Source organism: Acinetobacter sp. RF14B, from assembly GCF_006864105.1.
Classification (GTDB): domain Bacteria; phylum Pseudomonadota; class Gammaproteobacteria; order Pseudomonadales; family Moraxellaceae; genus Acinetobacter; species Acinetobacter lwoffii_C.
Genome location: NZ_SMTB01000030.1, coordinates 12412 through 28510, shown reverse-complemented (window position 1 = coordinate 28510; position 16099 = coordinate 12412). Strand labels below are relative to the sequence as shown.

Sequence of the window (16099 nt, the reverse complement as noted above, 5' to 3'; positions counted from 1 at the left end):
CAATTACACAGAATAATTCGGTACTATTGAACATCGGGACTAGAGTTGTGGGTTTTGTGTGGTAACTCAACTGATGGCTCTAGTCCTCCTATTTTTCAAGTTAATTTCTTATCCGCGATTCGGGTTAATAGTAATATTATCCTTAATCCAGAAGCTCGGCCTGATCGAGGTTTTATACTTTGATTAAGCGATGAACCCGAAGGTTTTTTAAATATTGCGGTGTACATACTTACTGTCCTAAATTTTGGATTAGTTATGGGAAAAGCCCATTAAATTGAATAGCTACCTTGAAGCAGAAAGGACACTATCCAATGACAGTAAATTTACACTTGATTGAAAAATTAATAATGAGCCGTCCAAGTAATTTAAAAAAACTTATTCAACATTAAAATCAGTTACTTATGGATTATTTGCTCGTAAAGGTCAGGATTTTTGTTGATGAGTTTAAGTATTCTGGTTGGTAAGTTCTCTAGCTTAATGTACTGATTGTGGTTATTGTGGTTTCGGTCATTATTCATGAAAACCTCAATTTCCTTTGCAATCTCATCTGCTATTTTCTCAGCAGCTGCATTCTTGCTTTTATATTTATTCTTGAATTTGTCTTGCTTGAGAAGTTCTAAAATTTTGTGATCAATAGCTTCAAAATTGTGTTTCTTTTTTAAATTACCCTCAATATTTAATGATGAACCATTTAGTTTTTTAAGTAACTTTGTATTGTTTAACAAAGTATGTCCTTCACATATAACTGGTATATTCTCTATTTTTTTATTTGATGTCGAAGATCTTTGGTATTGTTTAAAAAGACCAAGCGCAATACATTCATTTATAGCTTGTTCTAAGTGAATGCCTGAATCTATATACATTGATTCGCGATAAGACTTTAATTTATCTATAAAACAAGGCTCATTTTTGTATTGCTTTTTAGCACCCTCTGGATCTTCGATAAAGGAATCAAGCAAATCAAGTTTTTCGTATATGTCTATGGCTTTTACTAGATACTCGAAAATAGAAAGTATTGACTTATGACGGTCTTCCTCATATGTATCAATAATTTCTTGGCAGCGTTGTAAGCTCGCTTCTATGGTAATTGTCGGATCAACCACTTCTACTAAAATTGATTTGATACAAGTCGAAAAAATTATAACTATGCCTGTAAATAATTGGATAATGCTATTTTTGGAATTGTATGTACCTGCACGCATTATCTCTACATCGAGAAAGTTGCATTGGAAAATTTCTTTATGCAAGTAGTCTGGGATTAATGTACCTCTAATATTTAGAAAATTGTAGGGGTAGCTTTTACCTGAATACACAATTTCAATTTGGGTAAGTATTTTGGTTTCTATTATATCTTTATAAGCGGTCTTGATCTGGTGCAGTTCAGAAATACTGGAACTTTGTTGTAATGACATCTCTTTTAGAAAAGCTCTAAAATTTTTTTCAGCTAATTTTAGATCGGTTTCAGTTGCATCTGGTCTGTCTAGTTTTTCAAATTGGTCTGTTACAGTGTCTGGCTTCTTTTGTTTATGTTTAATACGCATAATCGGGCTTCAATAGTTGTACATACTTAACTATTTTAGTTTAAAAGTCATTAGCTTGTGTGTAAGGAGCTCATGAATAAAAAAGGCGTTAACGCCGTGTGTTTTTAAAAGTTGAAGGCATAAAAAAGCCCTAGATAGTAGGGCTATTGTTGATTATTATTCAACTGAGCTATAAAGGTCTTGCCATTTTTGAGCTGCAACTTCATATGTTAAATTTTCCAATTTCATAATTTCCTGAATCTGATGTTCGCGAGCTTCTTGATAATCTGCTTCTTGCTGTTCAAGATTTAGATCTTTTCTCATATTTAATCCCCCTTAATTAAAAAATTTCAGTTGGATTAATATGCAGAAAAAGAGCTAAGGTTTCAATACTACAAATGATGCAATATAACATTAAATTTTTACGTATTAGCTGATTGCTTGACGCTCTACAATCCGCAGATTATCCTTAGCCTGCTGACCTACATCGTCAGCGGGTTTTAGCAGACCCATTTACCTAAGTACACTAAAAAGTTTAACTTTTTGGTGGGTATCCCTACGTACCCCCTCTGCGGCGGAACGGGAGGGGGGACGTCTTCGGACGTGCTGATTTCTTAGGTATCAGTCTGCTAACCCGTCTTCTGTTTCGCCACCATCATTTAGCAGTGATTTGGTGAAACTTCTTTTACCTAAGGAGTACGCCATGCGCTTACATCAAAACCGTCTTTTATATTTCTCTTTTTTCATGTTTGTACGATTGGGTGATTAGACCTGATGCTGTGCAGTCAATGCATAGCTGTGTCGATGCCTTTCTAAGAATAAAACTTTTTTAAGTACATATTACTGATATGAAGATGAATCTCTCATGCTGTTTTGAGGGTCATAGATCCGTGTGCTTTATCGTCTATAACACTTCAAAAAAACATAGATATTCATTCCAACATTCATGCATGGGGAGCACTGCGTCTAGTCAAGACAGGTGATGCCTATAAAAAGAGAAAAATGATTATGTTTAAAACCTTCCTAAAAACTGCCCTTATTTCATCACTGCTTACAGGCGCATCATTGACGCAGGCAGGCTGGTTTGCACAAGCCAGCGAAGCCTATTTTGTTAAGGCTCGCAATTTGGGTGGTGGAGTGTATCAGTGCATGTATAAAACCAATCCGGGCAACCGTGGTTGGCGTAATTTCACGGTGAACTTTCAGGGTGGTTGTCCACGCTTCGTTCACTTTAATGCTCAGAATGGTCAAGTCACTGTACCCAACTAAAGACGGGGGAGCATTTGAGATGAACCAAAAAACCATATTGGGCTTGGCTGCGATTTTAGCGCTGACTCTGATCAGCATTGCAGGCTTCTATTTCTTTAGCCCCAAACATGTAACTGAAAAAACGGTTCAAGCCAGTACTTCTGAGGCCAGCTCTGCACAGCCTTTAGAATCCGCCACTTCTGCCGCATCAACTGAGATTGCAGCGGCAGAAGTGGACGGGATCGATGTCAAAGAACTGACCACGGGAAGCAAAAGTCTGAGTCCAGCAGACCATGAACCTGAATTGCTAAGCTTTGAGTTTGATAAAAACTTAAAGTCTGTCGATACATTACTGTCGATGCTGCCTTATGACGAACTGCCTCAGTTTGAGCAGGACAACATAGACAAGTATCAACGCTATGTCTTTGCTAAAGCCGCAAAAGATACAGGCAAATCAGTGAAAGACTTCAGCTTGCAGGAACATGGTGCATTGGAATCGGAGCAGGCAGGTAATCGTTACTACGTCTATAAATTTGATAATGGCACAGACTGTGAAATCCATCTGGTCAGTATTGATTTAAACACAGGCGATTATGGCGTGAGCTATAACTACTGCTAGGGATGAATTTTATGAAGCAATTTTTTAAACCCATCCTACTCGCAGTAACTGCAACGACAGGAATGTTGTTGAGTGGATGCAGTTCTGGCCTTGATCCAAATACATTTACGGTAGAACTAGATGTCAAAGATACTAGTAACTGGTATGCCCAAAATCAATCCGCTACGGTATTAACGATCCGTTCTAACAGTGCAGATCCGATTGATGTTACCAATGTACTGATCAACAACGGTGAATGCAGTTATGAAGGTTATCGTCGATCTTTGGAATATCCACAGCATTTTAAAATGGGTCTGCGTTTAAGACTGAAATTAACAGGCTGTGGCTATGACAATGTAGTGCGTGTTGATGTCGAAACTGACAAAGGCACTGCAAGCTATAGCTTTCAATAACGGCCTTCGACTCTCAACGACAAAGCAAAAACTAAATCAAACCGTGTCCTTAAGGGATGCGGTTTTTTTATGCCCTTAATTCAACTCTTCGTACTGAATTCATTTCACAAGGAATATCAATGTCCTTTATTCAATGTCCCTACTGTCAGTCTAGCCATGTCAGACAGACCGATTCAGGCAACGCCAACTTTAACTATTTTGAACAGTTACAACGCTGTATCTCACCAACACAGATGGCGATGTTTGGTATGCAGGTCGCAAAAAAAGCAGGCGTTTCACCTTTTATTGGCGCCACGGTCGGGGTGGTCATCGGTGGCGTCTTAGTCGTCGTCAGCCAATATTGCTTTGAGAAGTACTACAGCAATGCCGAGCAGTATGTCTGCTTGGATTGCCAACAACAGTTTGCATGGATGCCGTAATCGCATCTCAGACTTTACACAATTACATCTTTAAATAGATGGATTGTTTAAACCCTTACAGCACATTTCTGCATCTTTAAATCTTTCACTTTTATTTTAGGAATATTCACAATGACACATCAAATTGAAAACATGGCTTATGTCGGTCAAACCCCTTGGCATGGTTTGGGTAATCAACTGACACCCAATCAACCGATTGAAGTCTGGGCCAAACAGGCAGGCATGGACTGGCAGATTGAAAGTTCCAATGTCAGCTATATGGCGCAAAACGAGCGTGGGCAAAGCATCATCATGCCCTATGAAGAACAACGGGTTTTATACCGTTCTGATACGTATGCCCCTTTATCGGTAGTCAGTCAACGTTATCAGGAAGTCCAACCCCGAGAGATACTAGAATTTTATCGAGATTTGACTGAACAATCAGGCTTTGAACTAGAAACCGCAGGCGTACTCAAAGGTGGCAAGAAATTCTGGGCTTTAGCCAAAACAGGGCAGACTTCTGCTTTAAAGGGCAAGGATGTCAGCAATGGATATATTCTCCTAGCCACTGGATGTGATGGCACCTTAGCCACCACGGCGCAATTTACCTCAATCCGTGTTGTCTGTAACAACACTTTAGCGATTGCTTTAAAAGGACAGAGCTCAAGTGCAGGCGTAGTCAAAGTGCCACACAGTACCAAGTTTGATGCGCAGAAGATTAAACAGCAATTGGGGATTTCAGTACGAGCATGGAATGAACACATGTATGAAATGAAACAGCTCAGTCAACGTAAAGTCACCCAACAAGAAGCTGCTGCTTACTTCGATGCAGTGTTTAACAATACCAGTTTGAGTCCAACAGAACAGGATGACAGTATTATTCAGTTTTATCGCAATGTGGAAGCGCAAGGAAGCCAATCCAATAAAGCTGACAATAAGACTGAACCGAATAGCCGAGCGATGTCTAAGGTCATGACTATGTTTAATGGACATGGCCGTGGGGCAGAACTCAGTTCAGCCAAAGATACCGCTTATGGCTTACTGTGTTCCATTACGGAATTTTGTGATCACGAACGTCGAGCCATGAGTCAGGATCATCGACTGGATTCTGCTTGGTTTGGGGCGGGAGCGGCATTAAAGCAACGTGGACTTGAACAAGCGTTGCGTTTGATTGTTTAAGTTTAGATTCAGACTTCAGATTTAAGATAATCACATCAGATCAATATGATCCTGTAAATCTCCTTGAACTCAAATACCTCTTTGCCACATCTCCAGATGTGGCTTTTTTTATGCCTAAAATTTAATAATCAAAGGACATCTATATGAACTCAGCTTTAATTCAACCTCATCCTACTCGAACAAATATCCACGCTCATCGCCCTAATCCAACTAATCCAAAACGCGTTGTGGAGACTAAAAACCTAAGTCAGTCGGAATGGCTGGAAGTGCGCCGGCAAGGCATTGGCAGTAGTGACTGTGCCGCAGCTTGTGGCCTCAATCCTTATATGTCAATGCTTGAACTATGGATGATCAAAACAGGACGGATTCAACAAAATATTGAAGGTGAAAGTGAAGGCCATGCACCCTTGTATTGGGGCAAACGACTTGAACCTTTGGTTGCTGAATACTACAGCATGCATACCAATTACAAAGTGCGTCGGGTCAATGCCGTATTACAACATCCTGATCCAGATAAGCATTTCATGTTGGCTAACTTGGATTATTCGGTGGTAGGTGATGCCGATGTGCAGATATTAGAGTGTAAGACCGCGGGAGAATATGGGGCCAAGCTTTGGCGAGATGGTGTGCCGTTATACGTGTTGTGTCAGGTACAACATCAATTGGCAGTGACAGGCAAGAAAGCAGCGCATATCTGCGTACTGATTTGTGGACATGAAACCCGAATCTTTAAAGTGACACGCAGTGAATCGGTGATTCAGCACATCGTCAATGCTGAGCGTTACTTCTGGGAGTGTGTGGAAAAGGATACCCCACCTGAAGCGGATGCCAGTGAATCGGCAGCCAAAGCCTTACAACTTTTATATCCAGAACATGTGCCTCTCAGTACCACGGATCTATCTGAGGATGAGCAGGCCAATCAACAGTTTGAGCAACTGCTTCAAGCTCGAAGCCAAATCGAAAAGCATCAAGAGCAATTTGATCTGCTGAAACATCAGTTACAAGCCAAAATGCAAAATGCCGAACGGGCCGTGTTTATGACAGGTTCAGTGACGTGGAAAAAGGCTAAAGATTCGATCAGCTTAGACAGTAAAGCTTTACTTAAATCACATCCTGAGTATCGCAATCAATTTCCACAAACTAAGCAAGGTTCACGACGTTTCAACATCTATGCCGATGCTGATTGAAATAGATTTAGCCTAAGTTTAATTCATAAGCAAAACACCGAATTAACCTAAAAATCCCATGCCAAAGAGCATGGGATTTTTTTATACCAATTTCATTTTTAAACAAACAACACAACTCATTTAAACGACAGAGGAAAACACCATGATTAAAGGTTTAGCAATCACACCGCCAATACTCGGACGAATCAGCATTGGTAAAGTCGTGGAAAAGAATGGCAAACGACTGCCTGAAAAGGATGACCAATTCACCATTACCAGCCAAATCCAAAATAAGGAGAGTGGTTGGGTGAAACATCCACTGGATGAGCAACTACGTGCTAAAGCACCGAATCAAAAACTCCGTTCTATTCCAGTCCGTATGATTTTCAATGATCCTGAACTGAATCTAAGAGCGGAATACAGTTTATTTGATCGTCAGACAGGACGATTAATCTGTTCAGGCAATGGTGAAACTTGTCAACGTATCGGACAAAACGGCATTGAACAACATCCATGCCCATCACCTGATTTATGTCCATTAGCGCAAGGTAGACTCTGTAAGCCCTATGGACGACTGTATGTAAATTTAGATGAATCAGATGAACTTGGGACATTCATCTTTAGAACCACGGGTTTTAACAGCATTCGCACTTTAGCAGCACGCTTAAGTTATTACCATGCGGCATCGAATGGCTTGCTCTCATGTTTACCACTGCAACTTACACTTAGAGGGAAGAGTACTACACAAAGCTATCGTACCCCTGTGTATTACGTAGATTTGACTTTACGGGATGGTGTTCATTTACAAGAGGCAATTCAAACAGCTAAAGAAATAGACCAGAAAAGTAAGTTGTGTGGTTTTAATCAGGCTGCTTTAGATCTAATGGCACGGCAGGGTTATGGTAATGCACGATTTGAGGTAAATGCTGAGGAGGGTGGTGAAATTGTTGAGGAGTTTTACTTGGAAAAATCTTTTGAATCTGAGCAACAGGCTATTGATTCGAAAAGCAAGACTAAATCTAAGCTCAACCAGGATGATGGATTTATACAGGATATACAGAAAGGGTTGCAGGGGAGTGTGAGGGCGGTGAATTAATAGATAGAATAAGAATTATTTTATTACTGTTAAGATATATTATTTAAAATCCGGTAAGAGTATTTTTTATTTTCAGAGAGATATATAATTAATATTACTAAGAATTCGGCATTTTAAAATTTTATGACCTAGAAGTAAATTCTAGGTCATATTTAAAATTCTGAAAAGTAATTTCTTAAGGTTTCCAGCTGGATTTATTTTCAGAGCAATTATTAATATATAAATCACGACTATTACTAGGTAGAATAGAATTACGTCTTAAAAAAGCTTCATGTATCCATGCTTGAACTTTTTTAGGATCATTACTCCAATTATGAATAGAGGCAAAGCCACAATTTAAATTATCATATAACCTCGGGGGGATAGTATACCTGTTATATTTTGAGATATCTTCTCTAGGATAACTTGGTAAAATTATACCAAGTAAACCAGAGCGAGAGTTATTTTTTGTACTTCGAATACTCGATGAAATCTCCCAATCTACATGCTTACGCTTCCACGTTTCACTACCAATTAAAATAACAGTAACTGTTGAGTCAGATAAATATTCATCACGAATTTTTTGTCTTATTGTTTCAGTCTTTAAATTAATATCAATGTCACCTATCTGAACTGATTTAGAAACAATAATATTGTGTTTATCAGAAAATAAGCTTTCAAAGTTATCTCTGTATTTTTGATCATTAGCATGGTGATAGCTAACGAATACTTTATGTCTTTGAGTCATCAATTAGCTCCTTTATAATTCATTTAGAAGTTGAGATTGCTGTTAAGCCTTTTAGTATTAAATGAACTGCTTCATCTATGAAAGGAGTAATCATTAATCTTTCGTACTCTGGTACAGTTAGTCCAGTATTGTTAGTTAAAATTTCTATATTAGTAGAACCAATTAGATTCTTAACTTCAATATAGTCTGCTCCAAATCCTCTATTTTTAGCAAGTTCCTGTAAACTTGCATAACCTGCATTATTTTGGATTTGCCATTCTTCGGTTAATTCTGGTGCAAGTTCTTTATTTATAATTGAGGTCACAATTTTTTTTGTTATTCCACCAAAGCCACCTAATAAATAAATAGGCTTTTTCATTTTCATAGAAATTATAAACTCTTCCAATACACCAGGCATCTTTCCTTTGTAATCTGATGATTTACCAGAAGAAATTATTCTTAGATCTGATTTTTTTATAGATAGTTCACGCATATTTGTTAAACTTCTAGACCAAATGTATAGGTTTTCAGAACAATTTGGTGGTAAAAAAACTTCTTTCTTTGGGGATACATCTTTTGGGGCATCGTACTCTTCAATATGTAAAATACCGTGGTATTTGGCTTTGAAGCTCTTTACTTTAGAGTCTATAAAAAGAGGCCATGCTAAATGATTTTCAACTCGTATTGAGTTGTCCATTATTCGATTTTGAATAATTAAAGCTTCATCAAGAATAAACTGTGTAAACCCATCTTCACGAAGATCACCACCATATATTAATTTATGTTTTCTAGCTAATAAGTGTCCTGCTAGAACTTGTGATAATCTCTTGAGTTCGTCAAGGTGTTGGTTATGAGTTTCGAACTGGTCTTCTTTATAATCTGAAATTGATATGCCAATTTTTTTTGTCGTATGTTTCTCTGAAAAAATTGACCATAAAGGGGTTGCTGCTTGTATTTTATTTAGCACTTCTCCTGTAGGTGAGGTACTTTCAAAATGGTTAATCCAGTCAATTTCTTCTGGATAAACAGGAGGTTCAGGATAACAAATATTAAGTATCTCTAGTTGTTCAGATTCATTTCTATCTTTTAACAAGTTTATTATTTGATTAACCTCGGGGGGGCGCGCAAAGATAACTGAATTTTCTGGTATCCAACCTTGTATTCTATAGTAGTCTAAAAGACTTTTTGAATAGTTAAATCTAATAGTTTCTAATAGCGTGGCAATTAGAATTCTTAGAATTTCTTTGTTCCTAATATTCAAATCGTGTGAAACATGAATATTAGGAATGTTTACAGCTGCAGGAAAAATCCGATCCTCATAGTGCTCAAGAGTATTTACAAAAATAATCGGCCTTCTTTCCTCTTTCGCCAAGAGTATCTCTCTTTGGCACCAGTAACGAGATGAATATTTATCACTACCTATTGCAATTACAGTTGATTCCTTGAGATTTGCTGTAATCTCCTCATCGAAATTAAAGCAGGGAGCTATATCCGTAGCATCAAAGAATCTTTGTATTGAAGTATTATCAATAAAGTTCTTAATTTCGATTGCAAGACCAACACCTTTTTCATCAGCTTTTGCATGGCTGAGAAAAATTTTTAAAGATGCATCCTTACCCTTTACAATAGTTTTCTTCTCATTAAAACCTAATCGATAAATTTCATGAGATAGCATTAAAATGAAGTATTCTTGATAATCACTTAATGGCCAACTATAGGCACGAACAAAGTTTTTGTTTAATAAGTTTGCTGTATTCGCATGTTTAAATGCAGTTTCATCTAATGCGACTGGAATAATCTCAAAATCTGAAGGGATTTTTTCAAAATATTCATTCCAGTTAGTACTTATCAAAGTATTTTCGCTCAAGAATAAAAACACCAAATTTTTTGCTGCCCATATCTTTAATGGGCTTGGAACTGTATTTGTACTTCTGGAACTATACAGAAAAGTTGGTATGTTTAACTCTCGTGAAAATGGTCTATCAATATCTCTAGTCAGGTATTGTCTAAACTTACTAATATGTTGAAAATATGTAGCATGATCATCTGGATGCCATATGAAATTTATTGCTAATGGAGGAGTTGACTTAGAGTTCATTTTAAGTATTTAACATTTGAATATTTGCATTTTACACAAAAGGTAGCTTTTGTGTTTATCTAAATTGAATCTAATTATTATATAAAGTTCAGGACCTTAAATGTAATATTAAAAACCTCTTTGTTTAAAGAGATTAAAATGTCTATCTTTAGTATGAATTATGTCTTCTTTAGAGAATTCTTATGTTAACTTAAGAAATGTTAGGTGTGCCTCTTAATTTGGCCAGTCCTGTGCTGTATCAGCATGGTGGTATATTGCTGAGTAATTTATAGACCTATGAGAGTTGAAATATGGCAAAAAAGAATATTTTTATAAGTCATGTCCATGAAGATGATGATGGACTAAAAAAAACAAAAGATTTGATGAAAACAAAAGGGTTTGATATCAGAGATTTTTCTATAAATTCAAACAAACCTAATAGTGCTAAAGCTGAAGACTATATTAAATACCAAATTTTAGCACCTAGGATAAGGCAATGTTCTACACTTATGGTTTATATAACTCCTAAAACTAAAGAGAGTCATTGGGTCAACTGGGAGATTGAGTATGCGCAGAAATTAGGCATCAGAATCGTAGGTGTTTGGGCGCATGGTCATCAAGGTTGTGATGTACCAGAAGAATTAGAAAATTATGCTGATGCTATAGTAGGTTGGAATAGTGATTGTCTAGTTAAGGCTGTTAATGGTGAAAATACATTTGAAGGATATAATTCACCTGCTGTTGCCAGATATTTATGTGGTTAATTTATGAAAATTATTTCGTATGTCGTTAGACGTGACTATGGTTTTGCCCCCAATCCTTTTTTTGAATATTGTACTTTAGCTACATGTAAGCCTGATATCAGAAAAAGTGCTTCGGTGGGTGATTGGATTGTTGGTACAAGCTCTATTTCAACTGGAAGTTTAAATAAGTTAGTATTTGCAATGAAAGTTACAGAAAAATTAACTTTCAATGAGTACTGGTATGATGAAAGGTTTATGAATAAAAGACCTATTTTAAATCAGAGCAGGAAATTCCAGTATGGGGATAACATCTACCATAAGGAGGGTGTAGAGTGGCTTCAACTACCATCGCACCATTCGGAAGAGGATGGTAGTTTTAATTATAAAAATATAGCTACTGATACTAAAACTGATAATGTTTTAATTAGTTCACATTTCTACTATTTCGGTGGCAATGGAGTTTCAATACCATCAGAGCTTTTGGATATTGTAAAAAAAGGTCCAAGTTGTAAGTATGTTGATAATAGCTTGCATGATTATTTCTTGAATAATTTTATTAATAAATTTCCATTGGGCCTAAATGGATCCCCTTTTGCTTGGACAAAGCTACATCAAGAAAGAAATCTTCAGCTATTACTCTCATTTTAAGAGTCGGATAATTACTATAAGTAATGAGATAAAAGTAAAAATTAATAGTCCTGTCCGGACTAGTAATTTCCCTTCGATAGCATTCACTTCTTTTTTAATTTCTATTATTTCCTTATTATATTTTTCTTTAAGTTCTTCAATATCTTTCTTTAGTTTAAAGGGTGAGAATATGTCACCAGTCATATCTGTAACTTTGTCACTAGAAATACTAGTTATCGGTTTATCTTTTTTTACATATTGATTATTTGCATAGTCTCCATTGAATATACCTTCTTGGTCTAAGTCTGCATACCAAATTAAGGCAAAGGGATTTCCCTTTTCAAGAACAACATCGCTCGGGCCTGCATTATAAACTGAAAAAGTCAGTTTTCCCTTCCAACCGGGATCGACATGGAAGCCTGAGACATTAATTAAACCTTTATACTTGTATTTTGCTTTAAATGATATAAAAGCTATATTCTGATAGGGAACATGTACTTCTTCTTCTGTGATCAGAAGAGCAAACTGTCCCTTAGGAATTATAAACTGTGGCTCCTCGACTGTAAGTGTTTTTTTAACTTTAATATCATTTTCAGAATTAGGAGTAATATAAACCTCAGTCCCAATAGTTAATACTAGAGACGCGCAGTCTATTGCTGTATCTGGATGGGATGGAACTAAAGATTTCTTTTTACTATGTAGTTTGTTACCACTCCAGAACATTTCTAAACAACCTTATAACCATCTTTATAATTTCCATATTCTTCAAAATATTCGTGTCTATGCTCAACTTCGTACATTCTGTCAGCAATAAGCTGTTCAATGCCTTCAATATCATAAATGAAGCAAAGAGTTATAAGAATTTCAAATATGTCAAGTACATATTTATTGAAATTTTGTCTAAATTCATGTTTTTCTACGTGATCTAATGATTCAACTGTTTTTAATATTTTGCTAGCAAGAATGCATAGATCCATAGCTAAATCTAGGCCGTAGCTTACGCCTTCTTTTGTATATGACTTTCTGTTTAAATAATCTTGACCTATAGCATTTCTGAGTTCTTTAAGACTCGGTAGCTGAAGATACTCTGGGGCTAAATGTTTACTTAGTCGATGTACGAAAATATTTGCATATGAGAAGTTGATAATTAACGAGTCGATTACATACTTTTGAATTTTCACATTATCTATTTCTGGATTACGTATAACTTCAAGTATTTGACCACTATATTTTCCAATATGGGCAGCCATATGTTTTGCTTTGTTTTGCGTACTTAAAACCCAAACGTCTTTATGATATCTGTCGTCATGAGACATTTGTTTTATTTCAAGTTCTTTGAGAATTTTTTGAGCTGACATATGCAAAAAACCAAACCTACTCTTAGCATAATCTATAAGATAGCATAAATTTTTAGGACCCTTTACATTTTGCGGTAGATTACTTGAGTTCTTAACAAGAACAGCATGTTTTTCGCAAAAAATGCACTCAGTATTTTTTTGTAGAAGATATACGCAAAGATATGGAAAGGAACTTAGAAGGAACCAAGTAGAAAAGAGAAAGAAAGCTAAGTAAATAATGAGAATGTAAATGTTTGATGATGCTGGGTAGAAAAATACTATAGAGACAGAAGCTAAGCTAAGAATGAAAGGAAATAAAACTCCTTTTTTAAGAATGTTCTTCTTTTTTTCTAAAATTTGCAAATAATTATTGCCTTCGATATCAGGTACTTTTACTAGGTTTTCTGTATAGTTAAAAAGATACATTACATAATTTATGTTGTGAATCTCACTGTTTAAGACAGTAAGCAACAAACCTTCCACTAATGTTTGGAAGTTTGGCTATATTTTGTGCATATAGTTCTCTTCCTTGGAGATTCAGGTTGAGATTGGATTTGGAGAATTTTGTTTTAAATTCTTTTAATAACTTTTCCTGTTCTAAAAGTTGATTTGACGGAATATTCGTAGAGTAGCGTTTAAAAAGAAGCTGTATCCCAAAAGCTAGATAGCATAGTAAGGGGGATATAAGAATGTAATTTATAAAAAAATAAAGAGATTCCTCAAGACTCATTTGTAGCTATATCCATTTCATGATAGGTTTTGTAAGTGAGAATTTTATACGATTTAGAAAGCAAAAATAACTATATATATTAAAGTAATTGATTTTAAATATATTTTTAAAAAACTCGCTTCTTTCTGACATATGTTGCTATTTCCTAGAGAGGATATTAGTAAGCATTATTTTATTTCAAAAACTGCGGTACAATAAGAGGTTTCTAAATCACATATTCCCATGAGGGTAAAATCGCCTGCGAGTATGTGGTTTTAACCCTAATTTGAATTGAGCCGTAAGTTGTGATTCATAAAACGCAGCAAAGTAACCCTTCTTTAAAAGAGGAAGTGACCTATCCTAATTATTTGAAAAAATTGGGTATTTCTCCTGTTTATGAGACTTATTGGAGTTTTGCTTGTAAAAGGCAGGATATTTACTTTAGTAGATTAAATAAACAAAGCATGCCATGGACTGATGATTCTGTGCTGAAAGTTCATAAATTCACAAATGCTTATCGTGCAGCAGACCGTGTGAGCCAATATTTAATAAAAAACGTAATTTATCGAGATGATCTACTTAATTCTGCAGAAGAAGTTTTTTTTAGAATTATGCTCTTTAAACTTTTTAACAAAATAGAAACTTGGGAACTTTTAGAAAAAAGTTTTGGGGCGATAACTTATAAGGATTTCAGCTTTCAAGCGTATGATCATATTCTGCAGACTGCTATGGAAAATAAAGCTAGAATATATTCTGCAGCATATATTATGCCGCCAGGTGGTAACGCTTTTGGTTTTGCTAAAAAACATCAAAATCACCTGCAATTATTACAAAAAATGATGGATGACAAATTGGCTGGAAAGTTAGCCAAAATTAATAAAATGAAGGATGCATTCGAACTTATTAAAAGTTATCCAACTTTAGGGGATTTCCTAGCGTATCAATTTGTGACTGATATAAATTATAGTGAGCTTACAGACTTTTCAGAAATGGAGTTTGTTATACCTGGTCCTGGTGCCCGGGATGGTCTAAGAAAATGTTTCAGTGGTAAGTCCAATGTTAATGAGCAAGATTTAATTAGATTTATGGCAAACCATCAAGAGCACGAGTTTGGTAGGTTAGGGCTTGATTTTAAATCTTTATGGGGGCGACCTTTACAGCTTATTGATTGTCAGAACTTATTTTGTGAAGTTGATAAATATTCAAGAATAGTTCATCCAGAAATTGTAGGAATATCTGGTAGGACGCGTATTAAACAGAAGTATAGTTGTACAGGTGATATAGAGGCTCCATGGTTTCCGCCTAAGTGGAATATCAATGAGAAAATTGATCAGACTTTGATTACTTTATAATGACCAATTATTATAGATTAAAAGCACGTAGTTTAATTTTTTTATTTTAGCGGGGCGAATTACTCCAAATTTACACCTTATGTTTTTTCTCTGAATGTAAGAGTTTGATTTTATTGTTTTATTTTTGAGTGTACGTCCAATCCATCATCGGGGCAACACTGATTCGTGGAGATGGAGTGTTTTCAATATTGGAGTGAATCGTCATTTAAACATCATGCCTTTAATCTATCTTTCGCAACTCGCACAAATCTGTGTAAAGCTATATTGATGAATGGGTCAGTCGCATTCCCAGTGAATTTTACACCATAATCAAAAAATAGTTCATGATGTAAATAAGAGAATCCATTACAGCACAAAACAGCAGCCAGGAAAGCCGGAGGATTCGGCTAATTAGCGCCATCGCGCAGGCTGGCTAATGGGGTGGCTGATGATGCAGCCAATGATCAAGTTGAAGGTGACGCTGATTTCTTCAATACTTGATTTGCGGATTAATCCAATCTTGCTGAATACAGTAAAACTGACGGTGATGAAAATGGCAAGGCGGTGCTAAAAATCGATCCTGATGATGCTACTGTAAATGGCGGCATAGTACCTGATTGGGCAGATTTGTTAATCCTTGACAGTAAGTCTGCATCAGATTTACACAATTTAATTCATAGCCAGATTATTAGCGGTTAATGTTCAAACTCGACACTATTTGCAGTTAATTATCTAAAAGGAGCGTTGTGCTGAGGCAGGGCGTTCCTTTAGCTTTTTTGAAGCGATTGGTAAGGGGGCTTTTAGCTTGATCAAGCGGGATCACTGAATTTTAGTGAGAACTCATAGATCAGAAGACTATATAAAAAATATCTCAAGATGATGGAAATTCAGTAGATAAAATCCTGCATCATTTTCTACTTTAATTTACGAATCTTAGCGACTTTAAATAGA

Annotated in this window: 16 protein-coding genes; 10 read left to right on the top strand and 6 right to left on the bottom strand. The window is 36.0% G+C overall.

Annotated features, from left to right (window positions below; genetic code table 11):
- Positions 1 to 395: 395 nt before the first annotated feature.
- Together E2K52_RS06500 and E2K52_RS15195 are read right to left on the bottom strand one after the other, a co-directional pair.
- A complete protein-coding gene (locus E2K52_RS06500; protein WP_151204335.1) occupies positions 396 to 1541 on the bottom strand; it encodes a hypothetical protein in 1146 nt (381 codons plus the stop codon).
- 156 nt (positions 1542 to 1697) lie between these two features.
- The gene (locus E2K52_RS15195) at positions 1698 to 1844 is read right to left on the bottom strand and encodes a hypothetical protein (RefSeq protein WP_171478816.1); all 147 of its coding nucleotides are present in this window, start codon (positions 1842 to 1844) and stop codon (positions 1698 to 1700) included.
- A gap of 684 nt (positions 1845 to 2528) precedes the next feature.
- Here E2K52_RS15195 and E2K52_RS06490 point away from each other — a divergent pair.
- The 7 genes from E2K52_RS06490 to E2K52_RS06460 all read left to right on the top strand — a co-directional run bounded on the left by E2K52_RS06490 (position 2529) and on the right by E2K52_RS06460 (position 7618).
- Positions 2529 to 2789 carry a hypothetical protein gene (locus E2K52_RS06490; RefSeq protein ID WP_087540846.1) on the top strand — a complete coding sequence of 87 codons (261 nt, stop codon included), beginning with the start codon at positions 2529 to 2531 and terminating at the stop codon, positions 2787 to 2789.
- 19 nt (positions 2790 to 2808) lie between these two features.
- Entirely contained in the window at positions 2809 to 3387 is a 579-nt protein-coding gene (locus tag E2K52_RS06485; RefSeq protein ID WP_151204334.1) for a hypothetical protein, read from the top strand.
- An 11-nt stretch (positions 3388 to 3398) separates the two neighbouring features.
- A complete protein-coding gene (locus E2K52_RS06480; protein ID WP_151204333.1) occupies positions 3399 to 3779 on the top strand; it encodes a hypothetical protein in 381 nt (126 codons plus the stop codon).
- 119 nt (positions 3780 to 3898) lie between these two features.
- Positions 3899 to 4198 carry a hypothetical protein gene (locus E2K52_RS06475; RefSeq protein WP_032051719.1) on the top strand — a complete coding sequence of 100 codons (300 nt, stop codon included), beginning with the start codon at positions 3899 to 3901 and terminating at the stop codon, positions 4196 to 4198.
- A 111-nt stretch (positions 4199 to 4309) separates the two neighbouring features.
- Positions 4310 to 5356 carry a DUF932 domain-containing protein gene (locus tag E2K52_RS06470; RefSeq protein ID WP_151204332.1) on the top strand — a complete coding sequence of 349 codons (1047 nt, stop codon included), beginning with the start codon at positions 4310 to 4312 and terminating at the stop codon, positions 5354 to 5356.
- A 143-nt stretch (positions 5357 to 5499) separates the two neighbouring features.
- A complete protein-coding gene (locus E2K52_RS06465) occupies positions 5500 to 6543 on the top strand; it encodes a YqaJ viral recombinase family protein (RefSeq protein ID WP_151204331.1) in 1044 nt (347 codons plus the stop codon).
- Between the two features lie 142 nt (positions 6544 to 6685).
- Positions 6686 to 7618, top strand: a complete 933-nt coding sequence (locus E2K52_RS06460; RefSeq protein ID WP_151204330.1) for a hydrolase or metal-binding protein — start codon at positions 6686 to 6688, stop codon at positions 7616 to 7618.
- Between the two features lie 175 nt (positions 7619 to 7793).
- Here E2K52_RS06460 and E2K52_RS06455 read toward each other — a convergent pair whose 3' ends face one another.
- Together E2K52_RS06455 and E2K52_RS06450 are read right to left on the bottom strand one after the other, a co-directional pair.
- Positions 7794 to 8345: a TIR domain-containing protein gene (locus E2K52_RS06455; protein ID WP_171478815.1), complete on the bottom strand. Its 552-nt coding sequence runs from the start codon at positions 8343 to 8345 to the stop codon at positions 7794 to 7796.
- 19 nt (positions 8346 to 8364) lie between these two features.
- Positions 8365 to 10422, bottom strand: a complete 2058-nt coding sequence (locus E2K52_RS06450) for a TIR domain-containing protein (protein WP_151204328.1) — start codon at positions 10420 to 10422, stop codon at positions 8365 to 8367.
- A 290-nt stretch (positions 10423 to 10712) separates the two neighbouring features.
- Here E2K52_RS06450 and E2K52_RS06445 point away from each other — a divergent pair, with 290 nt between their 5' ends.
- Both E2K52_RS06445 and E2K52_RS06440 read left to right on the top strand, forming a co-directional pair.
- Complete coding sequence (locus E2K52_RS06445; protein ID WP_151204327.1) at positions 10713 to 11165, top strand: TIR domain-containing protein; 453 nt, start codon at positions 10713 to 10715, stop codon at positions 11163 to 11165.
- Positions 11166 to 11168: 3 nt separating this feature from the next.
- A complete protein-coding gene (locus E2K52_RS06440; protein ID WP_151204326.1) occupies positions 11169 to 11792 on the top strand; it encodes a hypothetical protein in 624 nt (207 codons plus the stop codon).
- Here the strand turns inward: E2K52_RS06440 and E2K52_RS06435 are convergent.
- Positions 11784 to 12494: a dCTP deaminase domain-containing protein gene (locus E2K52_RS06435; protein ID WP_046739512.1), complete on the bottom strand. Its 711-nt coding sequence runs from the start codon at positions 12492 to 12494 to the stop codon at positions 11784 to 11786. The genes E2K52_RS06440 and E2K52_RS06435 overlap by 9 nt on opposite strands.
- Before the next feature lie 2 nt (positions 12495 to 12496).
- Positions 12497 to 13579, bottom strand: a complete 1083-nt coding sequence (locus E2K52_RS06430; RefSeq protein ID WP_151204325.1) for a hypothetical protein — start codon at positions 13577 to 13579, stop codon at positions 12497 to 12499.
- A 543-nt stretch (positions 13580 to 14122) separates the two neighbouring features.
- Between E2K52_RS06430 and E2K52_RS06425 the strand changes: the two genes are divergently transcribed.
- Positions 14123 to 15169, top strand: a complete 1047-nt coding sequence (locus tag E2K52_RS06425; RefSeq protein ID WP_161981126.1) for a nucleotide kinase domain-containing protein — start codon at positions 14123 to 14125, stop codon at positions 15167 to 15169.
- Positions 15170 to 16099 lie beyond the last annotated feature (930 nt).